At 44.2% G+C, this 21111-nt stretch carries 16 protein-coding genes and 1 riboswitch; of the genes, 15 read left to right on the top strand and 1 reads right to left on the bottom strand.

From position 1 onward, the window contains the following. Positions 1–7: 7 nt before the first annotated feature. The 15 genes from H8S64_RS16330 to ribH all read left to right on the top strand — a co-directional run bounded on the left by H8S64_RS16330 (position 8) and on the right by ribH (position 18857). On the top strand, positions 8–1504 hold the full coding sequence (locus H8S64_RS16330; protein ID WP_176554850.1) for a RagB/SusD family nutrient uptake outer membrane protein: 1497 nt from the start codon (positions 8–10) through the stop codon (positions 1502–1504). A gap of 17 nt (positions 1505–1521) precedes the next feature. After that, positions 1522–2211: a DUF4843 domain-containing protein gene (locus H8S64_RS16325; protein ID WP_176554851.1), complete on the top strand. Its 690-nt coding sequence runs from the start codon at positions 1522–1524 to the stop codon at positions 2209–2211. Between the two features lie 25 nt (positions 2212–2236). After that, entirely contained in the window at positions 2237–3784 is a 1548-nt protein-coding gene (locus H8S64_RS16320; RefSeq protein ID WP_099289871.1) for a PKD-like family lipoprotein, read from the top strand. Positions 3785–3867: 83 nt separating this feature from the next. Beyond that, positions 3868–6534 (top strand): zinc-dependent metalloprotease, encoded by a 2667-nt coding sequence (locus H8S64_RS16315; RefSeq protein ID WP_255469573.1) that lies wholly within the window; start codon positions 3868–3870, stop codon positions 6532–6534. Positions 6535–6693: 159 nt separating this feature from the next. Further along, positions 6694–8784 (top strand): alpha-L-fucosidase, encoded by a 2091-nt coding sequence (locus H8S64_RS16310; protein ID WP_186977461.1) that lies wholly within the window; start codon positions 6694–6696, stop codon positions 8782–8784. Between the two features lie 15 nt (positions 8785–8799). Beyond that, complete coding sequence (locus H8S64_RS16305; RefSeq protein ID WP_186977459.1) at positions 8800–9120, top strand: 50S ribosome-binding protein YggL; 321 nt, start codon at positions 8800–8802, stop codon at positions 9118–9120. Positions 9121–9238: 118 nt separating this feature from the next. Further along, entirely contained in the window at positions 9239–11275 is a 2037-nt protein-coding gene (locus H8S64_RS16300) for a M13 family metallopeptidase (RefSeq protein WP_186977456.1), read from the top strand. Between the two features lie 583 nt (positions 11276–11858). Continuing rightward, the gene (locus H8S64_RS16295) at positions 11859–12599 is read left to right on the top strand and encodes a DUF169 domain-containing protein (protein WP_186977454.1); all 741 of its coding nucleotides are present in this window, start codon (positions 11859–11861) and stop codon (positions 12597–12599) included. Beyond that, entirely contained in the window at positions 12572–12928 is a 357-nt protein-coding gene (locus H8S64_RS16290; protein WP_186977452.1) for a hypothetical protein, read from the top strand. Before H8S64_RS16295 ends, H8S64_RS16290 begins: the two co-directional genes overlap by 28 nt. Beyond that, positions 12928–13602, top strand: coding sequence for an ATP-binding cassette domain-containing protein (locus H8S64_RS16285; RefSeq protein WP_186977450.1), 675 nt, complete (start codon positions 12928–12930; stop codon positions 13600–13602). The genes H8S64_RS16290 and H8S64_RS16285 overlap by 1 nt, the downstream gene beginning before the upstream one ends. Beyond that, on the top strand, positions 13583–14905 hold the full coding sequence (locus H8S64_RS16280; protein ID WP_186977448.1) for a MutS-related protein: 1323 nt from the start codon (positions 13583–13585) through the stop codon (positions 14903–14905). Before H8S64_RS16285 ends, H8S64_RS16280 begins: the two co-directional genes overlap by 20 nt. A 142-nt stretch (positions 14906–15047) precedes the next feature. Continuing rightward, positions 15048–15169, top strand: a riboswitch (FMN riboswitch). 93 nt (positions 15170–15262) lie between these two features. Next, positions 15263–16369, top strand: a complete 1107-nt coding sequence (gene ribD, locus H8S64_RS16275) for a bifunctional diaminohydroxyphosphoribosylaminopyrimidine deaminase/5-amino-6-(5-phosphoribosylamino)uracil reductase RibD (protein WP_099289879.1) — start codon at positions 15263–15265, stop codon at positions 16367–16369. A gap of 81 nt (positions 16370–16450) precedes the next feature. After that, on the top strand, positions 16451–17098 hold the full coding sequence (locus tag H8S64_RS16270) for a riboflavin synthase (RefSeq protein WP_099289880.1): 648 nt from the start codon (positions 16451–16453) through the stop codon (positions 17096–17098). A gap of 31 nt (positions 17099–17129) precedes the next feature. After that, on the top strand, positions 17130–18383 hold the full coding sequence (locus tag H8S64_RS16265) for a bifunctional 3,4-dihydroxy-2-butanone-4-phosphate synthase/GTP cyclohydrolase II (protein WP_099289881.1): 1254 nt from the start codon (positions 17130–17132) through the stop codon (positions 18381–18383). A gap of 12 nt (positions 18384–18395) precedes the next feature. Then, positions 18396–18857, top strand: coding sequence for a 6,7-dimethyl-8-ribityllumazine synthase (gene ribH / locus H8S64_RS16260; protein WP_186977446.1), 462 nt, complete (start codon positions 18396–18398; stop codon positions 18855–18857). 325 nt (positions 18858–19182) lie between these two features. On the opposite strand, the gene yidC is transcribed toward ribH, so the two are convergent. Beyond that, entirely contained in the window at positions 19183–21027 is a 1845-nt protein-coding gene (gene yidC / locus H8S64_RS16255) for a membrane protein insertase YidC (RefSeq protein WP_186977444.1), read from the bottom strand. Positions 21028–21111 lie beyond the last annotated feature (84 nt).

Genomic DNA, 21111 nt, shown 5'->3' with positions numbered 1-21111 from the left:
AGTAATTATGAGAAAGTATATATATTTAATGATGACAATCCTAGCCATAGCCTTGTTTTCATCTTGTGATGAATGGTTGGATTTAGAGCCCAGTGACAAAGTGGATGATTCCAAATTGTACGGTACGTACGAAGGATTTCGGAATTCGTTGAATGGAATTTATACTTCGATTTCAGAAGGAGAGCTTTACGGGCGAGAAATGACATGGGGACTGTTGAGTGTTTTGGGGCAGGATTACCTGAGTGGAAGTTCGGGTACGAGTTCAACCTATCAATATGCGCAACAATACAATTACACGAGAAGTACGATTAAGACCATTATTTCCAAAATGTGGTCTAAGAGTTATAATGCAATAGCGAATTGTAACAAGTTAATTCAGGAGATTGATGATAAAGACCCGGGATTTTTTCCTGAAGGAGATATGGAGAAAAATTTAATACTGGGAGAAGCTTTAGCTTTGAGAGGTTTCCTGCATTTTGATATGGTCAGATTATTTGCTCCAGCCCCGGAATCCGGGGATAACGGGGAGTACGTGCCTTATTATGCAACATTCCCTTCTTACTCGGAACCCCGTTTGAGAACCAGTGAAATATTGGAAAAAATTATTATAGATTTGGAAAGGGCGAAGGATTTGGTTATACAGTGGGATACAACAAATTATCGAATTATGAGTTCTGTTTCGGGACGTTTCACGAGAATGTCGACGCCAGAAAGTGGTAATTTTTTTGCCAGTCGGGGTAATCGTTTGAATTTTGTGGCAATCAACGGCATGTTGGCAAGAGTGTGCCTTTATGCAGGGCAGTTGGATAAAGCGAAAAAATATGCTCTTTATGTTTATGAAAATTTCGGACCGGAAGGAAAGAATAAATGGAGTTCTTCAGCATGGTTTAAATTTACGGCGACAAGTAATATCGGGTCTTCGACTGCATCGAGCAATTATATAAAATTATTTGATGATGTAATCTTTTCTCTTTATGATGATTTACTCTTATCGCATATTTCAACTTATAAAGGGTCTTCTGTGTATATGAGATTGAATATGAATATATTTGATTTCGGTGCTTATGATGATACTGATGATGCTCGGGCAAAATTGATCGTTAAAGACAATGGTAATAAGGAAGTCTGTCAGAAATGGCTGGATACCGGTGCTGCAACATCGATTAATATCAAGTGCCAGTATAGAATGTTGCCCAATTTGCGGATGAGCGAGATATATTACATCTTGAGTGAATGTTACTATGCTGAGGGTAACACGGTGGAGGCAGAACGACTTTTGAATTACGTGAGAAATAGTCGAGGAGCAAAACGTCAAGTAAGTGGGACTACGCCGGCACAATTCAAAACAGAGTTGATGTGGGAGGCTCGTAAAGAGTTTATGACTGAAGGACAGACTTTTTTTGTTTATAAACGATTGAATGAGAATATAAAGATCGGTAGCCAAGTGATTCCAATGAAAGATAATTTCGTGTTCCCGTTACCGGATAATGAAACGATTTTCTAATTCAAAAATATAAGATGATGAAAAAGTATATTTATATATTATTCCTCGTGTTAGCTATTACGGGATGTGAGAAAGAAGAAATGGAAACTTATGTCGGTTTTAATTACGTTCAGTTCGTGGATTCATATGCCGATTCAACGACGCTTTCGTTCTTTTTTTATCCGGGGCAGACAGAGTTGAAATATCCTTTGGGAGTCAAATTGTTAGGGGTAATGCAAGGTGAAGATGTTCATTATAAATTGAGAGTTGTAAAGGAAGAAACGACAGCGTCCCTCGATATGTATGATATTCCCGAGTCACAAGTACTACATGCTGGCAACGTGACAGACAATGCCGATATTCTATTTAAGAAATCGGGAGAATTGGATATGAAGGCTTTTCGTATCGTGATCGACGTGGTTGATTCTGATGAAGCGTTGGCAGGGGAAACGCTCTATTGCCGGAAGGTTTTTTGGATATCAAACATGATCGCCCAACCGGAATGGTGGGATGCCGATATCGTAAAGTCTTTTCTGGGAACTTATTCGGATGAGAAATTTGAAGAATTTATCAAAATCGCGGGAACGGGAGATTTAAGTGGTAAATCCCCGGACGAGAAACGAGCTTTAGTCTTAAAATTCAAGTATTATTTGCAAAAAAGAATAGATGATGGCGATCCGGTAAAAGAGCTGGACGGTTCAAACATGACAGTCCCTATTCTTGGTTAGTTATTCACTTAATAAGTATGAGATTATGAAGATACGAATTTTATTATATGCGTTGATCGGTGTTTGGTTGTTTGCCTCGTGTTTTGATGATGAAGGCAATTATAATTACGTCGAAGATCGTGGTGTATGGGGTGATCTGAATGTTATTTCCACGTATATCGGGGAAGAAATAGAGATAGCACCTGAAATGCATTATGGTGATTTGAAAGATACAATGGATGTTAGTTTTGTCTGGTTCGTGAAAGATACGGTTATATCGACAGATCGAACCTTACATTTTAAAGGAGAAAAAAGTGAGACTGTTAATTGTTATCTTTACGTGACGGATAACGGCACAGGGATCGCTTCTGCAACTTATTTCCAAATTAAAGTGCTTTCACCTTTCGCAACCGGATGGTCTATTCTTTACCAGAGAAATGGGAAATCCGAGATTGGGCATATCTCTATGTTGGAAAAGGAAGTCGAGGGAAATGTGGTGGAGATAGAATACCGGGTTTATGAAGATTTATATAAGCAGCAGAATGGTGGGATGGAATTAGGAAGTCAGCCTGTGAAATTAATCGAGCATTATAGTCTGGCTGAAACTCCTAGCGAAGTGTTGGTTATTCAAAAAGGAGGACAAGGAAACGTGGAATTGGATGGTAATTCTTTCCAGCGGGTGTTAAACATTTATCAGGAATTTATAGGGGAGCAGTTGCCGACAGGCTTCTCCCCGACGGATTACGTGTATCTTTCCTATTTGCATTTTATCCGGAATAGTGATGGGAATTTATATTCTCGCTTGGTGACAAACCCGAGGGATGGGTTTCATGTGGCTCAGTTTAATAATACCCCGGTGTATGTTGCAGGTGGATTACGGGTGGAGCAGGTCTTTCCTTCGGCATACTATACGACGGATATGGTGATTCTGTATGACGGTTTGAATAAACGGCTTCTTCCTTTCGGCACCCAAGTGGCTACTAACACGGGGAATATAGGCGAACTGATATTCACGGGGACTTATCCTGATGGATATACGCGTCTGGATAATTTCGGGGATATGGAAGTGATACACGGAGCTTCATGTAATGATTTTTATAGCGTGTACGGGAATGAGTGCGACTATTCAATGATATTGAAAGAACCGCAATCAGGAAAATACTACTATCAAACTTTCCATGTGCTCTATAAGAAGCCTACTTTCACGGTAACTATTCCGGAAAAGGATGCTTGTGTTGAGTTTCCCGGGGAGAATTTACTTACCGAAAAGACCTTGTTCTGGTTGTTGAAACAAAGGGCATATCTATTCTTTACTGCCGGTACGAATAATGATAAACTGTATTATTATGATACCAAAAAGAAGTCCGTGCATCTGTATAAAGATTTTGATGGCGTGGAGATTGTTGCTATGCATCCGAACAAAGGATTTACCCAGTTAGGGGTTGGGCTTAAAAACGGAACATTCACGCTGTTTGATATCACGGATGCGACATTTATTTCCGGGCAACCTAACGTGATTTACAGTAAAGATGGTTTCGGGGAAATCGTGGATGTAATTTATCGCTACGGAGTGCGCAAAGAGTATTGGATGTAAATGAATTTATCAATTCATCTTTCATGGGGTGGTTCGTACTACCCCATGGGATACTTATCAAATATTTAATTAAAACTAATGTTATGAAATCACTGTTTATTTTGTGGATGATATGGGTATTTTTAGTACCATATCCTATGAATTTGTATGCTAGAAAAAAGGACAAGAATGCCACTAAAGAAGTAAAGCAAAAAGAATCGGCTTATGAAAAACTCTTTAGTGGGCACAAAAAGGAAACCGTCAAGGGAATGTTGACGATTTATAAGATGGAAGGGAAAATATATTTTGAGATTCCCTTGAATTTATTGGGACGGGATATGTTGTTAGGTTCAACGGTATCAGAGATTAATGATAATGGTGATGCTTTGGTCGGACAAAAACCGACGAAACCGCTCCATGTGAAATTTGTGAAACATGATAGTACGATACAATTGTTGGAATATACATCATTGAACTCTTTATACGATCCGGAATACAAACAGATTGAGAAAGCGATAAAATTGAATAACGCCCCGGCTGTTTTCCAAAGTTTTAAAATTGAGGCTTTCAGTCCGGATAGTTCTGCCGTTGTTGTAGAAGTGACTCCTTTGTTCACCACGGATATTAAATCACTTCAGCTTTTTGATCCTTACGGGGATAATATGTTCTTTGGATTAGCAACCCGAACCTCAACATTCCAAAAGGATTTGGCATGTTTGAACGAGATCAAGGCTTTCGAGGATAATGTTTCTGTAAAATCGACTTTAACTTACATGTCCGATATCAAAATATTAGGATTGTTTTTGTGGAAGAAAGATAAACCGACAACGGCTAAGATGACAAGGACGTTTTTGTTATTACCGGAATACCCCATGCGTCCTAGGATTGCAGATCCCCGAATCGGAATTTTTTACACGGGTAACGAGTACTTCACTGCAAAGGAGGATCGGGTGAAAGCGTTGTATTATGCCAATCGTTGGCGTTTGGAACCTGTTGACGAAGTGGCGTACAAACGGGGAGAACTTGTTGAACCCCAAAAGCCAATCGTATTTTACGTGGATGATGCTTGCCCGACAGAATGGCGGGAAGCTGTGAAATTGGGAATAGAAGAATGGAATGCGGCTTTTGAAAAGATCGGTTTTAAAAATGTTGTACGAGCATTGGATTTCCCGAAGGATGATCCGGAGTTTGATCCGGATAATTTGAAATACTCCTGTGTGCGTTATGCTCCCACGTGGACGGCTAACGCGATCGGACCCTCGTGGACAGATCCTAGAACGGGCGAAATTATCAATGCTTCAGTCTACTTGCATCACAACATTGTAAAGTTACTAAATAATTGGCGGTTTATTCAAACGGCACAGGTAGATCCCTCTGTTCGAGTAAAAGTTTTACCCCATGAGGTGAAAGCAGATGCTCTTAGGTATGTTGTCGCTCATGAAATCGGTCATTGTTTGGGATTGATGCACAATATGTCAGCTTCTGCTGCTTTTCCGGTGGATTCATTACGTTCCGTAACTTTTACGAACAAATATGGAACGACAGCCTCTATTATGGATTATGCCCGTTTTAATTACGTGGCGCAGCCCGAAGACAAAGGGGTTAAACTTACACCGCCTCGCTTGGGAGAGTATGATTATTACGTGATTAAATGGCAATATACGCCTTTGTTCGTTTCTCCTGATGAAGAGGCAACTATTCTAGATAGATGGATTTCGGAAAAAGCGGGGAATCCGATATACAGATACGGGAAACAGCAAATCCGTTCAAAATATGATCCTTCCTCTATGACTGAAGATTTGGGGGATGATCCGGTTAAGGCGGGAGAGTACGGTATTCGGAACTTGAAATATATCATGCAACATTTGAACACATGGTTCGTGAACGATGATAAAGATTTTTCACATAGGGAAATACTTTATGGGCAATTGATTAATCAATTCAAACGTTATTTGAATAATGTGATGATGAATATCGGGGGGATGTATTTGTACGAGAAAAACGAGGGAGACCCGTATCCTACTTATAAGTCTGTGCCAAAAGAGGTGCAACGGAAATCTTTACAATTCTTGTTGGAGCAATTGAAAGATGTTTCTTGGTTAGAGAACGAAACGATGGTGAGAAATTTTTCTTTGGACCAATCCCCGGTGAAAGAAATGCAAGTTGGTAAATATTCCGTGTTCAGTAAATTAATGGACAAAAAAAATGCGGTATTGCTATCTTCCGAACGTTCGGATGATCCGTATACATTGAAAGAGTATTTGGATGATCTTTACCAAAGCGTATGGCAAGGAACAGTGACCGGACGTACATTAACAACGGCAGAGAAGAACTTCCAAATTAATTTCATTACAGCCTTGGCAGCCGATGTTGATCCTTCAGTGAAAAAAGGTGCAATGTTCTTTACCGATCCGGAAGCCTTGAAGGAAGGACGGTTGAGTGCCTGGGATAAGGCATACGCGATTTCTTTGGATGATATGATACTTTATAACTCGGGTTTAAACGGAAATGTCGAAAGAATGGGCAATACGATAAAAGAATTGGTGACCATGATAGATGACACGGAAGTATTTGATACTAATGGCTTCGGATGGTTAAGAGAAGTGAAAACCGAGGACGTGTACGATACAAAATCTTTGTATTATAATTATCTGTTGAAAGTGAGAAGTTTACTGGAGAAAAGTCAAAATACTGGCTCACAGGATACGCGTGACCACTATAAGCATATGCTGTATAAAGTGAAAAAGATGTTAGATACTTTTAAATTGTAATTGACACATCTTTACACGGGAAAGAAATGATTATCAAACATTTCTTTCCCGTGTAAGGACTTTTTTCTATTATTTGGTAGAGATAATTTTCCAAAATCTTTCCGTGCAAACATGATTAAATACTATATTTACAACCGTTAAATTGTAAATGTGTTTATTATGTTATTGCGCGGATGTTTAATTATTATTTTGCTGGGTGTGCAGTTTGCTTTCGGGCAACAGAAACCCGATCCTGATTGGGTAAATCAGAAGTTTTCAATGTTCATTCACTGGGGCTTGTACTCGGAACTGGGGGGAGTTTGGAAGGGAGAACCGGTACGGACGGGATACAGTGAGCAGATTCAGTCGTTTGCACGGATTCCGAAAGCGGAGTACGAGGCGGTGGCGAAACAGTTCGAGCCAAAGAAGTGGAATGCGGACGAGGTGGCAGCTTTGGCGAAAGCGGCAGGAATGAAGTCGATAGTGTTCACGTCGAAGCATCATGACGGTTTTTGTATGTACCATTCCAAGTACACGAAATACAATATCGTGGATGCTACCCCGTTCAAACGGGACGTGATGAAGGAATTGTCGGATGCCTGTCAGCGGCAGGGAGTGAAGTTCGCGGTGTATTATTCTTTGATAGACTGGAACTTCCCGGGCAACGGGATCTCTCCTCATAACGCTGATGCTATCTCCCCGAAACATCACGAGTTTAGTATGAAGCAGGTGGAAGAGATCATGACGAACTACGGTCCGATCTCCGAAATTTGGTTTGACATGGGTTCCTTGACGGCGGAGCAGAGTAAGGAATTGTACGACTTGGTGACCCGCTTGCAACCGCGATGTATGGTGAGCGGACGTTTGGGGAATGACCGGGGTGACTTTGCCGTGATGGCGGACAATAAAATGCCTGACCACAAGATCGGGGTGCCTTGGCAAACCGCGGCTTCATTCTTCCATGAAACGTGGAGTTATCGTTCATGGCAGGAACGGGGTAATTTGGATGCGAAGATCAACGAGAAGATAGGCAGTCTGGTCAAAGTCGTAAGCCGGGGAGGGAACTACCTGTTGAATATCGGTCCCCGGGGAGATGGTACCGTCGTGGAGTTCGAGAAGGATGCTCTTTTGGCGATGGGACAATGGCTGAAAAATTACGGGGAAGCGATTTATAGTACCACCGCGAACCCGTTTGACCATGCCCCGGAATGGGGTGATATCACCCGTAAGGGGAACAACCTCTATTTGTTCGTCGAGAAAATGTCGGACAATCGGGAAATCGAGTTAAAAGGCGTGATAGGCAAGGCAAAGCGTGCGACGTTGTTGCTTGACGGCAAGGCGTTGGACACGAAACAAAACGGGCAAACGGTATCCGTGGCCATCCCGCGAACCGTGCAGCCGGATAGGGGTATAATCGTGGTAAAACTTGAATTTGAGGATACATTCCGGGCGGTACCCGACCAAGTTTTAAAAACGAAAGTGTTGACAGCGGTTAACGCTATACCCGTGTACGCGCATTCAAGTATGGATTACTATTCCAGTTACCGGAGTACGGTCGGTTTCGCATGGCATTTCGAGAAGAAGGGGGCAACGGTGACCCCGACGGTTGTTTACACGGCAGGGGATCAGGATCGGGTGGTACGTCTTACGATAGATGGAGAAGTACAAGATGTTACTTTAACAGGTGGTAAAACTCAAGCGTTGAATGGTAACCCCCGATCTTTACACTGGGGCAACGTGTACATGTACAGTGCCCGGGGCGGAGCCTATACCGGTAATGCCGAGGGATTGAAAAAGAATATCGATATCATCGGGGATGGTTGGAAATCCCGTCAGGACTTAAAGCCGGGCGAGGAGGTGAAAATTCCGGTAGAAGAAAAGGAATCCGTGGAGATTTTACACGAGTTCACGAGTGACCGGGAACAAGATATTCTGGTGGAGATTGCCGTTGCCGACGGTACCCAAGTTATTTTGAACGGGAAACGAGTATCCTTGCGCTCGTACGTGGGAGGAGTGCCCCGGAATAACACGGTGGTGAAATTGCACGTGCAAAAAGGGAAAAATCAATTGATAGTGCAGCTATATAACCGTTACGGGAAAGAAGTTACCTACTTGATGAACCCGAACGTGAAACAAGAAGAGTATAAACTACGTTTGAATCCTATGGAGCTTTACCCGGGAAATATCCATGACTGCACGTTGAAAGAGGCATTCCCGGTGAACAAGAACAGTGACATGGGATTACGGGATACACGGGTAGAATTTGAATAATCAATAATAAAGAGTATGAGAAAGAGATTACGGAAAAAATTGCACAAGGGAGAGTTCCAAGAATTGGGGTTTTCGTTTGAGGCTGTAATTAAGGAAAATGTAGATGACAACGGTTTTGATGCATGGATGAATGAATTGGGAAAGTTATTGAACCAAATGGGCTTGAATATGATAGGTTCCGTGTATTCCGGTGTTTGCGGGGGGACAATTACTCGCCAGCAAGGACGCGTGACCCTGAAAGAATGGGAATTGTTGAGTGCGTGGCTTCGCGAGCATGCTCAAATCTTTGACCAGGTCACCGTGGGCAAGTTGGAAGATCTTTGGCGTGACGACTAAAAATAGCCTGATCGCTTTTCGTTTTATTACAAAATATTTTACTTTTGTCAGTCACTACCCGGGGACAGGTTCTCCGGGTATGTGTTTGAAAGGAAAAGACGACTAGAAAACTGATAATATGAGAAAAACAATTTATTTACCTTTTATTGCATTGGCATTAATGGCTACAAGTTGCAATACCAAAAAAGCAGCCGCTCCCCAAGGGGGTATTCGGGTGGAGAACCTCGATAAGACGGCGAATCCGCGTGCTGATTTTTATCAATACGCTTGTGGAGGTTGGATGGCAGCGAACCCGTTGACCGACGAGTATTCCCGTTTCGGTTCTTTTGACCAGCTGGCGGAAAACAATCGTACGCAAATCAAAAGTTTGATCGAGGACTTGGCTCACAAACAGTCCGAACAAGGGAGCGTTGCCCGGAAAGTGGGTGATTTGTATAATATCGCCATGGATAGCGCGAAGTTAAACGCCGAGGGGATTGCCCCGATTAAGGCGGAACTGGAAAAGATTGCCGCTATTTCCAACCGGAAAGGGCTTCCCCAATTGATCGCGAATATGCATCGTGACGGTTTCGGACCTTTCTTCGGGCTGTACGTGGGGGCTGACGAAATGAACAGTTCCATGAATATAGCCCAACTTTATCAGGGAGGCTTGAGTTTGGGACAACGTGATTATTACATGGAGAATGACGAGCACACGAAAGAAATTCGCGCGAAATTCGAAGAGCACGTGGCTAAGATGTTCCAGCTAGCAGGATTCACGGCAGGGGAGGCTCAAAAGGCTGCCGCTAACGTGATGAAAGTGGAAACCCGTTTGGCTGAAAGCTCAAAATCCATGGTTGAATTGCGTGATCCGCAGGGAAACTATAATAAAATCACGGTGGCTCAATTGCAGAAAGAAGTTCCGGGGATGGATTGGAATACTTATTTCACCACTATCGGGTTGAAAGACTTGAAAGAGGTAAATGCCGGACAGAGCGCTCAATTGAAAGCGGTTGCCGATTTACTGAACAAGGAAAATCTGGATGTGTTGAAATCATACTTGGAATGGAACGTGATTAATTCCGCTTCCGGTTACTTGAGTGATGACTTGGTTGCCCAGAATTTCGAGTTCTACGGTAAAGTACTGTCCGGGAGAAAAGAGATGCAACCCCGTTGGAAACGTGCCGTGAGCACGGTCAACGGCGTGTTGGGAGAAGCGGTAGGCCAGATGTACACGGAGAAGTATTTCCCCGCCGCGGCAAAAGAACGTATGGTGAAATTGGTTGCCAACTTGCAGAAAGCGTTGGGCGAACGTATCCAAGGTTTGGCATGGATGAGTGACGAAACAAAAGCGAAAGCGCAAGAGAAGTTGGCTGCATTCCACGTGAAGATCGGTTATCCCGACAAATGGAGAGATTATTCCAGCTTGGAAATCAAGGATGATTCTTACTGGAATAACATCGTTCGTTCCAATCATTTCGATTATGACTACATGATCTCTAAAGCCGGCAAACCGGTGGATAAAGACGAGTGGTTGATGACTCCCCAGACCGTGAACGCGTATTACAACCCGACCACGAACGAGATTTGTTTCCCTGCCGGGATTCTTCAATACCCGTTCTTCGACATGAATGCCGATGACGCTTGCAACTACGGGGCTATCGGTGTGGTGATCGGACACGAGATGACTCACGGGTTTGACGATCAAGGTCGCCAGTACGACAAGGACGGTAACTTGAAAGACTGGTGGACGGCTACTGACGCCGAGAACTTTGAAAAACGGGCCCAAGTATTGGTGGATTACTTCAACAATATCAAAGTATTACCCGATTTGAACGCGAACGGAGAATTGACTTTGGGTGAGAATATTGCCGACCACGGGGGATTGCAAGTGGCTTACACGGCATTGCAAAAAGCGATGGCTGAAACCCCGCTCGGTAACGATGCAAACGGCTTTACCCCGGCACAGCGTTTCTTCCTGTCATACGCTAACGTGTGGGCAGGTAATGTTCGTGACGAGCAAATCCGTCTGCAAACGAAATCCGATCCCCACTCTTTGGGACGCTGGCGTGTAAATGGTGCTCTTCCGCATATCGGTGCTTGGTACGAGGCATTCGGGGTGAAAGAGGGCGATCCGTTGTATTTGCCCGTGGAGCAGAGAGCTTCTATCTGGTAATTTGTAAATAGAATTTATTATGAGGGTGTGTTGAAGCACACCCTCTAGTTCATAAAGTCTAAAAATCCATAAGGTCGTAAGGTCAAATGTGTAGGTGATTTGTATATCATTATATTGAATATCATCGTGTTTTTGACTTTGTGGACTTTAAGAGCCGGAGGCTCGACTTTATGAACTTTATAGACTAGAGGTGTGTTCTGACACACCTCCTTTTTATTTTTAGTAGCGATAGCAGCTATTTTCTCGTGTAGTTATTTGGCTCGTGTTTGAGAAAAATTTCTATCGATTTTAGTTCTCCTATTGTTATTAATCATGATTTTATCAAGTAGTTTTCAAGTATTAAATTTTAAATAATTATTATTTAATTTCTATTTTTCAACTATTATAATAGGCTTTGAATAGGAGATGAATGGGAATTGAATAGGAAATGATACTAATTAACTATAAATATGATAAAATAAAAATACTTATTATTTAACTTTTGTTTTGCTTTTCCGGTCTGTCCTTCTTATCATTTTTGGCATAGGGCTTGTTTTTAACAAACAAATAATATATATTTGTTTGATACTAAAAATAATGGGTCATGGACATAGTTAAACGAGATCGTTTTACCGCACTCTGGAAGAAGTATTTCAATGATGCGGAACTTCCTGTCGCCTTTTATTATTCGAAAGAGAATAATAATGCGACTATCGTAAAAAAAGCCGTGGGACATACTTGTATTATTGCTCAACTCGGACGGGTAAGAAAAGGTGAGCCACTTTGTTTCCTGCCGGATTCGGTCGGTTGCGGAGGGGGAAAATATTACTTGGGATTTAGTGACGGGATGCGTGAAGGGTTCGAGTATTTTTTGTCACACGGGGAGAACGAGCCTCATTGTGAGCGCTATAAACGTACACCGGAACAAGTGAATGCGTTAATGAAAACTATACCGGTGTTGCCGAGGAAAGGTGATTGTCTGGTATTCAAGCGTTGGGATCATTTGACGGAACAGGATGAACCGGAAGCGGTATTTTTCTTCGCGACACCTGATGTACTGTCCGGTCTTTTTACTCTAGCCAACTTTGACAGTACCAAGCAAGAACCGGTGATCTCTCCTTTTGGAGCGGGATGTACCTCTATTATTTATTATCCTTACCGGGAACAACTGGAGGGGACGCAAAGAGCCGTGATCGGGATGTTTGACCCGTCGGCGAGAAAATGTATCACGAATAATTTAATATCGTTTGGCGTGCCTATCACGAAATTCATGGAAATGATCGACCAGATGGAGGAGTGTTTTCTGGTAACCGACACGTGGAAGGTGATACAAAAGCGGATTTGATGGGGGCGGGGTGTACTTTGAGGGCGTGTATCTCTTTTTATAGAATGTACATGGCTCCTGCGTTGGCGGTGTCTTGCTCTTGCGGGGGAATTATGTATGCGTATAGCATGAAAGCACCTGCCGTCATCGGGGTAATTATAGTCGCCACGTTTTGGTTCAAGGTGGCGACTATGGCGTTTTTCTATTTTACCATGAAACGGAAAGCGAGGAAAATCTTCTATTATTACAAGAACGTGGGGGTGTCTGTCCGGTGGTTGTGGGGAACGACTTTGCCGTTTGACTTCCTGACATACGTGGCGGCTTTGTTTGTCGGTTATTACATAAGGTGATGCATAGACTTGATATAAGTAATCTCCGTTTGGAGTATGGTTTTAAACGTGTACTGTGGGATGTGTTTTTGCGTTGCGAGACGGGAAAAGTACTCGGTCTGTTAGGACGGAACGGTTGCGGCAAGACCTGTTTGATGAAAGCCGTGTACGGAGAATTGAAATTGCGGGATCAATACGTGGGGATTGACGGAAAGGTTTTGTTGACAAGCGAGAGGCGACCGGAAGATATGCGTTATTTACCCCAGCACGATTTTATTCCTTCCGGTTTGTCCGTGAAGCGGGTGTTTGGTGATTTTGGCGTGGATTTTGAACGGTTTGTAACGGACTTCCCGGAGTTTGAGCAAGTTTACCGGAAACGGATAAAGGCGTTTTCCTCGGGAGAACGGAGAATAATCGAGGCGTATTTGATATTGACTTCCGAAACGAAGTTTTGTTTGTTGGATGAGCCTTTTTCTTTTTTGATGCCGTTGCACGTGCAGAAAATGAAAGAAATTATTCACCGGGAAAAAGCGACGAAAGGTATACTGATTACCGATCATTATTTCGAGGACGTGATGGAGGTTAGCGACGAGTTGTTCGTCTTACGGGGTGGAAAGACTTGGAAAGTAAACGAGCGTAAGGATTTGGAATTACTGCAATATATAAAAGAGTCAGATGGAATTCAAGACAGATGAACAGACATTGAATGACCTTGAGTTATTCGCCGCGAGAGAGGGAAAAAGTGTCTTTTCCTATTTCGATTATGCCCGCTCGGATGGGGGGCGGGCGTACATGAAAAAGTTATTCGAGAATCCGTTGGCTGACGCGGAGCGTATTCGGGAACGGGTGGAGGCTATCGTTTATTTGCAGCGGTTGCCTTTCTTCTTGGAAATACGGCGGGATGAATTGAGTTTTATCGAGATATATTTGCAGCAGAAGGAGGTGCCTAAACGGGACGTGCTTCATTTGACGAAACGTGCCGTGGCGGGATGGGTGAAGCCGGATAACGATCACTACGTGCGTCAGCGTGCCGTGTCCTATCTGGGGCGGTTGATTCACGAGTTGGCTGTTTTTATGGATGATGTACCTGCGGTTCGGGTGCCGAAGATCATGCGGGAATTGAAAAAGCAAGTGGCTAAGGTGCTCTCTCGTCCCGGTATGCGCTATCTGGCAAACCGGAAAAAGGACACTTTCTGGTCGAGAGAGAAGTTAGACTTTTATTTCCGGGGAGAAGAAGCGGATGCTGTACGGACTGTGTTGGATACGCTTTATATGCTGGAAGCTTTACGGACAATAGGACACGTTGCGCTGGAGCATGGTTTTGCTTTCCCGGTTTTTGTCGAGGAGAGAAGAAAGATAGAAATAGAGGGTTTGTTTCATCTTTTTTTGCCTGATCCGGTGAGGAATGACGTGCGGATAGATGATAAACGTCACTTGTGTTTCTTGACAGGACCGAATATGGCAGGGAAATCGACTTATATGAAGGCTTTCGGGGTGGCGGTGTATTTGGCACATTGCGGTTTTCCGGTTCCCGCGTGCAGAATGGAACTTTCCGTGTTCCGTGGATTGTTCACGACGATTAATTTGTCTGATAATTTGTCATTGGGGTATAGCCATTATTATAATGAGGTGGCGCGGGTGAAGTACGTGGTGGAACGAGTGCGTGAAGCGGGGGACGTGGTGGTTGTGTTTGATGAATTATTCCGGGGCACTAACGTGAAGGATGCTTACGATGCTTCGTTCGCGGTGGTGGACGGACTGGCACGGTTGAAACAGGGAGTATTTGTTATTTCATCGCATATTGTGGAGGTGGCGGAGGCGTTAAAACGAGAGTCTTCGGTGGACTTCCGGTTTTTCGAGATCAATATGGAAACCGGAGAACCTCGCTACACGTATCGTTTGCGGGAAGGTGTTTCTGACGAACGTATCGGGATGTGTATTTTGAGAAAGGAGAGGGTGGTAGCTTTAATAGAGGAGTTGACGAGGAATCCGTCGTGAGAGAAAAGCAATTTATATTTGATACCCGCTTTGTCGAAAAAATTGTAACTTTGTAAGGAGGATGATTATTTGTATCATGGTCAGAATACTTTCCTTATTTGTTTGTATTCGTGAAAATATTTACTATTTTTGCCTCCGTGAAATGTTTCTTCGGGGCAGGGTGCAACTCCCTACCGGCGGTTATAGTCCGCGACTCCCTTTCGAGGGACTGATTCAGTGAAATTCTGGAACCGACGGTTAAAGTCCGGATGATAGAAGAGATGTTGATTGTAATTGATATTATATTAGTACAATATAAATCTATGCCCCGAATGTATTACATTCGGGGTATTTTGTTTTTGGAAAGGAGTAACACGTATGGTAAAACAGAAAGATATCGAGTACATGAGGCGGGCGATAGAACTTGCCGAACAGGGAGCGGGATTCGTGAATCCCAACCCGATGGTGGGAGCCGTGATCGTGAAGGGGGGACGAGTGATAGGTGAAGGTTGGCACGAGCGTTACGGGGAGTGGCATGCGGAACGGAATGCGTTGAAAAATTGTACGGAAGATGCCCGGGGTGCGACGATGTACGTGACTTTGGAGCCGTGTTGCCATTACGGGAAAACTCCGCCTTGCACGGAGGCGATTATCGAACACGGAATTGAACGGGTATTTGTCGGGATGCCTGACCCGAACCCGTTGGTGGCGGGAAAAGGATTGTCTTTATTGAGAGAAGCGGGGATAGAAGTGGTTTGTGGGGTTGAAGAAGAAGCGATACGGGAGCAAAACAAGATATTTTTGAAGTATATAGCGACACGGCGTCCGTGGGTAATATTGAAGACGGCGATGACGTTGGACGGAAAGATAGCCACGTGGTCGGGCGATTCGAGATGGATCACCGGTACGGAAGCACGGGCTTACGTGCACGAGTTGCGTCATCGTCTGATGGCGGTAATGATTGGTATCGGTACTGCCGTGGCGGATGATCCGTTATTAAACTGCCGGATAGAAGGGCGGGGAGTGCGTCAGCCGATACGGGTTATCGTGGATAGCAATGCCCGTTTGGGATTGGATAGCCAAATTGTGAAGACCGCGGGTAAATATCATACGATTGTGGCTCATACCCGCTTTGCTGCGGAGGAACGTTTGGAAGCGTTGAAGCAAGCGGGTGTTGAAACTTTGCTTTGCGAGGAGAAAGAAGGATTGGTAGACGTGGATAACTTGCTTTTCTTACTAGGACAAATGGGGGTGGATTCCATTTTGTTGGAAGGCGGTGGAGGTTTGAACTACAGCTTTCTTGCCGGTGGTTTCACGGATGAAGTCTACTCTTTTATCGCCCCGAAGATAGTGGGAGGCGAAAAAGCCAAAACCCCGGTGGAAGGTGTCGGTATTGAAAAAATGGCAGATGCCGTCACTTTAGAAAGAACAGACGTGTTGTGTTTGGGACAGGACATACTCGTGAAGCTAAAAGTTAAAAATTAAAAGATAATAGATTTGGTGATTTAAAAGCGGGGGATTTGAGCGGGGAAATCTAAAATCTAAAATCATAAATCTAAAATTAGTATGTTTACAGGAATAATAGAAGAAATAGGAACAATAAAAGGTATCAAGCGGGGAAACCGGAGTGTGGTGCTGGAGGTGAAGGCGAAAAAGGTGTTGGAGGATTTGAAAGTGGGTGATAGCATTGCCACGAACGGGGTTTGCCTGACGGTGATTTCTTTTGATAGCGGAAGTTTTTGTGCGGATGTGATGCCGGAAACGATGCAGCGCAGTAATCTCGGAGAGTTACGCGCAGGTAGTCCCGTGAATCTGGAAAGAGCGTTGAGTTTGAACGGTCGATTGGGGGGACATATTGTTTCGGGACACGTGGACGGGATGGGAAAGATCGTGGGGCGAGAAAAGGATGAAAATGCGATACGGGTGACGATTGCGACCTCTGGCGAATTGTTGCGGTATATTGTGGAGAAGGGGTCTATCACGATTGACGGGATTAGTCTGACCGTGGTGTCGGTATCGGATAGCGTATTTACCGTTTCTGTTATTCCTCACACGCGGGATGAAACGACCTTGGTAAAGAAACAGGTCGGGGATAACGTGAACTTGGAGAATGACGTGATTGCCAAATACGTGGAGAAGTTAATGCGTCCGGCATCTCCCGCGGAGCCTAAGGGTGGATTGACGTTGGATTTTTTGTTGGCGAACGGGTTTTGAGAATTTAAAATATAGAATTTAAAACAAAGATATGGAAGATTTCAAGTTTAGTACGATTGAAGAGGCGATAGCCGATTTGAGAGCCGGGAAAATGATTATCGCGGTGGATGATCCGGATCGTGAGAACGAGGGGGATTTGATTTGTGCCGCGGAGTTTGCCACGTTGGAGAACGTGAATTTTATGGCATCATACGCTAAAGGTTTGATTTGTATGCCGATGAGCAAGGCTTTGACGACAAAGTTAGGCTTGGAACAAATGGTGACCACGAATACGGATAATCATTGTACGGCTTTCACCGTGTCAATTGACCACGTGGATACAACCACGGGTATTTCCGCGTTGGAGCGTTCGGTTACGGCAATGAAGGCGGTAGAGGATGATGCCAAGCCAGCGGATTTTCGTCGTCCGGGACATATGTTCCCGTTGGAGGCGAAGAAAGGCGGTGTGTTGGAGCGTATGGGACACACCGAGGCCACGGTGGATTTGATGCGGATTGCCGGGTTGAAAGAGTGTGGGTTGTGCTGCGAGATCATGCGGGAGGATGGGACGATGATGCGTACTCCGGAATTGATGGAATTCGCTAAAGCACACGGGATGAAGATGATTACCGTGTCGGATTTGATTACTTATCGTCGGCAGACGGAGATGCTCGTGGAACGGGTGACAGAGGCGGATATGCCCACGAAGTACGGTTTCTTCAAAGCGTACGGGTACGTGAATAAGATTAACGGGGAGCATCACGTGGCGTTGGTGAAAGGTGACGTGACGGATGGCGAACCTGTTTTGTGTCGGGTGCATTCGGAATGTCTGACAGGCGATGTGTTCGGTTCCTTGCGTTGCGATTGTGGCGACCAGCTTGCCGAGGCGATGCGCCGGATAGGCGAGAGAGGTCGTGGCGTGTTATTGTATATGCGTCAGGAAGGTCGCGGTATCGGGTTGATTAATAAGCTGAAGGCTTACCACTTGCAGGACGAGGGAATGGATACGGTGGACGCGAATCTGGCACTCGGTTTTAAAGCCGATTTACGGGAATACGGTACCGGGGCAGAGATTCTCGCTGATCTTGGCGTGAAGAAAATGGTATTAATGACCAATAACCCGTTGAAAATTAACGGGCTGACAGGGTACGGGATCGAGATCGTGGGACGTGAACCGATAGAGATGACGTGTAACGAGAAAAACGAGTTCTACATGTACACGAAGTACAAGAAAATGGGACACATGCTTCATGTGCGTGAACGCGAAGAGGTAGAGAGATTGAAAGAAGAATTGAAAAACAAATAAATATAGAAAACGATGAATTTACTCGAAGGAAAATTATTAGCAGAAGGACAGCGCATCGGTATCGTTGCGGGACGTTTTAATGAATTTATTACCAGTAAATTGTTGGGTGGGGCAGTAGATGCTTTCAAGCGTCATGGCGGTGACGAGTCGAATATTGATTTGGCTTGGGTTCCCGGTGCATTCGAGATTCCGCTGGTTGCTAAGAAAATGGCAGAAACAAAGAAGTACGATGCCGTGATTTGTTTGGGTGCCGTGATTCGCGGTGCAACTCCTCACTTCGACATGGTCGCTAACGAGGCTACCAAAGGTATTGCTAACGTGGGTTTACAAACCGGGGTACCGATTATTTTCGGTGTTTTGACTACCGACACGATTGAACAAGCCGTTGAGAGAGCCGGAACGAAAGCCGGAAACAAAGGTTTCGAGGCTGTAACCACGGCAATCGAGATGATTGATTTGTTGAAGCAGATTTAAGACAATAAATGATAAGTGAAGAAAAACGTCGCTCTCACGAGTGGCGTTTTTTTTAAGGTATATTTCCTATATCTACTGAAGACCTATCGTAATCCTACCGAAGAACTAGGGTAATCAGTACGTGGTGCTGTGTTTGCTGCGGCGAATACCCGGGGTTTCTATATGGGAGATAATAGGATGTTCGGGAAATAAACGGAGGACAACCGGAGATGGGGGATGATTACGGTATTATTTGGGTAGGATTACAATGGGTTCTCGATAGGAATTACAATAAAGGGGCTGCATCAGAATTTTGATACAGCCCCTAATCGAGTTCTTTTGAACGTTATTTCTTTTTCGGCATTTGTTTCATGCGTTGTTCTTGCATCCGTTGCATATCTTCCAGTCTTTGTTGGAACTTGGATTTCTTCACAGGTTTCGTTTTGGCGAGTTCTATTTGTTTCAATAGTTTCTCGTCGTTGACGAATTTACGGATAGCCCAAGTTTGCACGATGGTGATCAACGTGGCGATGAAGTAGTAGTAACTCAAACCGGACGAGTAGCTGTTGAAGATGAACAGGAACATGATAGGCATGATATACATCATGGTCTGCATACCTTTCATTTGGTCGTTTTGCGGTTGGTTCTTACTGTTATACCACATGTACAGGATGTTCGTGATTGTCATTAACAAACAGAATAAGCTGACATGGTTGCCGTAGAACGGGATGTTGAACGGCAGCGTGGCGATAGAGTCGTATGACGCGAGGTCGGTAGCCCACAAGAAACTCTTCTGGCGCAATTCGATGGCACCGGGGAAGAAGTAGAAGAGGGCGATCAAGATCGGCATTTGTAATAGCATTGGCAAACAACCGCCCATGGGGTTGACTCCCGCCTTTTTATACAGTTTCATGACTGCCTGCTGGCGTTCCATGGCTTTGTCGGCAGGGATTTTCTTGTTGATTTCGTCAATCTGCGGTTTGAGTACCCGCATTTTCGCCTGTGACATATAGGATTTATAGGTCAAGGGGAAGAGTACCAATTTAATGATCAACGTCAACAGGAAGATGATTAAACCGTAGTTCAGTGTCACGTTTGATTCCAAGAAGTTGAAAATCGGAATGACCACGTAACGGTTAAACCAAGCAATCCATTTCCACCCGAGGTTGATCAGTTGGGGAAGTTCTATGTCTTTTCCGTATTCTCTCAGTATCGGGTAGGAGTTCGGTCCGAAGAAGAATTGCATATCGTATTTCTCGATAGCTTTTCCCGTGTAAGGGAGAGATATTTCTGCCTCGGCGTTCTTCAAGTAGCCCGGGGTATTGTTTGTCGTGTTGGAAACATCGGCGTTTGGAAACGACTCTTTGGCGATAAGTACCGAGGAGAAGAATTGTTGTTTGAATGCAATCCATTTCACGCTCGTTGCCAGATCGGTCTTCTCGTCGCCGGTAAGTGACAAGTGTTCCACGTCGTTGTTCGAGAAGTTATAGTAGACTCCCGTGTAGCGACTTTCGAAATCACGGCTCTTTTCCAATTGCGGCATATCCACTTTCCAGTAAAGGGTCAGGAAATTCGTGTTGGCGGCAATGACGTCGTTAAGGTTATAGGTGTTGATATTGAAATCGACCATATAGGAGTCGGGTGCCAGCCTGTACTCAAATTCGAGGTATTTGTTTTCTTCCACGTATGCACGCATGGTGAGCACTTGCTCGGAATTTGCGGCGATTAGGTTTTTCTGGTTCGTGCTGGGAACAAAGATCAAGTCTTCGGTGTTGATCTGTTTATTTCTGGCATAGAAATTCATTCCCAAGGCATTCTTGTTTTCTTTCCACAATACAAGCGGGAGTGAGTCGTGAGTACGGTAGTCTTTCAAGTCCACGTAGTCAATCCGTCCGCCTTTGGTGTTGATATGCAATTTGATTTTGTCATTTTCCAGCGTGTATTGTTCCTCGACAGCCGAAGAGTCTTGCGTGAAGACACTTGTAGCGGTTTGAGCCGTTGCCTCCTGTTGTGAAGCGAAATCAGCTTCTCTCTGTTTCTCCAGCGCGGCGGCTCTTTGAGCCTCCACTCTCGCTATGGAGTCACGGCGGTGTATTTGCCGCAATTCCTCTTTCGATGGGCTCATGAAATAAGAGTAGCCGATTAGCATTAACGCGATAACGACTAAACCGGTTATTGTATTTCTATCCATATACTGATTTTAAATTTTATGATTTATTGATTCTGTGATTTATTGATTCTGTGATTTATTGATTCTGTGATTTATTGATTCTGT

Origin of the sequence: Butyricimonas hominis, from assembly GCF_014287455.1 — a bacterium.
Classification (GTDB): Bacteria; Bacteroidota; Bacteroidia; order Bacteroidales; family Marinifilaceae; genus Butyricimonas; species Butyricimonas muris.
This window is presented reverse-complemented; position numbering and strand designations above follow the sequence as displayed.

What these genes read in the sequence shown, in the direction of transcription:
- H8S64_RS16330 (WP_176554850.1), top strand. Translation starts at nt 8, where the DNA reads ATGAGAAAGTATATATATTTAATGATGACAATCCTAGCCATAGCCTTG.
- H8S64_RS16325 (WP_176554851.1), top strand. Translation starts at nt 1,522, where the DNA reads ATGAAAAAGTATATTTATATATTATTCCTCGTGTTAGCTATTACGGGA.
- H8S64_RS16320 (WP_099289871.1), top strand. Translation starts at nt 2,237, where the DNA reads ATGAAGATACGAATTTTATTATATGCGTTGATCGGTGTTTGGTTGTTT.
- H8S64_RS16315 (WP_255469573.1), top strand. Translation starts at nt 3,868, where the DNA reads ATGAAATCACTGTTTATTTTGTGGATGATATGGGTATTTTTAGTACCA.
- H8S64_RS16310 (WP_186977461.1), top strand. Translation starts at nt 6,694, where the DNA reads ATGTTATTGCGCGGATGTTTAATTATTATTTTGCTGGGTGTGCAGTTT.
- H8S64_RS16305 (WP_186977459.1), top strand. Translation starts at nt 8,800, where the DNA reads ATGAGAAAGAGATTACGGAAAAAATTGCACAAGGGAGAGTTCCAAGAA.
- H8S64_RS16300 (WP_186977456.1), top strand. Translation starts at nt 9,239, where the DNA reads ATGAGAAAAACAATTTATTTACCTTTTATTGCATTGGCATTAATGGCT.
- H8S64_RS16295 (WP_186977454.1), top strand. Translation starts at nt 11,859, where the DNA reads ATGGACATAGTTAAACGAGATCGTTTTACCGCACTCTGGAAGAAGTAT.
- H8S64_RS16285 (WP_186977450.1), top strand. Translation starts at nt 12,928, where the DNA reads ATGCATAGACTTGATATAAGTAATCTCCGTTTGGAGTATGGTTTTAAA.
- H8S64_RS16280 (WP_186977448.1), top strand. Translation starts at nt 13,583, where the DNA reads ATGGAATTCAAGACAGATGAACAGACATTGAATGACCTTGAGTTATTC.
- ribD (WP_099289879.1), top strand. Translation starts at nt 15,263, where the DNA reads ATGGTAAAACAGAAAGATATCGAGTACATGAGGCGGGCGATAGAACTT.
- H8S64_RS16270 (WP_099289880.1), top strand. Translation starts at nt 16,451, where the DNA reads ATGTTTACAGGAATAATAGAAGAAATAGGAACAATAAAAGGTATCAAG.
- H8S64_RS16265 (WP_099289881.1), top strand. Translation starts at nt 17,130, where the DNA reads ATGGAAGATTTCAAGTTTAGTACGATTGAAGAGGCGATAGCCGATTTG.
- ribH (WP_186977446.1), top strand. Translation starts at nt 18,396, where the DNA reads ATGAATTTACTCGAAGGAAAATTATTAGCAGAAGGACAGCGCATCGGT.
- yidC (WP_186977444.1), bottom strand. Translation starts at nt 21,027, where the DNA reads ATGGATAGAAATACAATAACCGGTTTAGTCGTTATCGCGTTAATGCTA.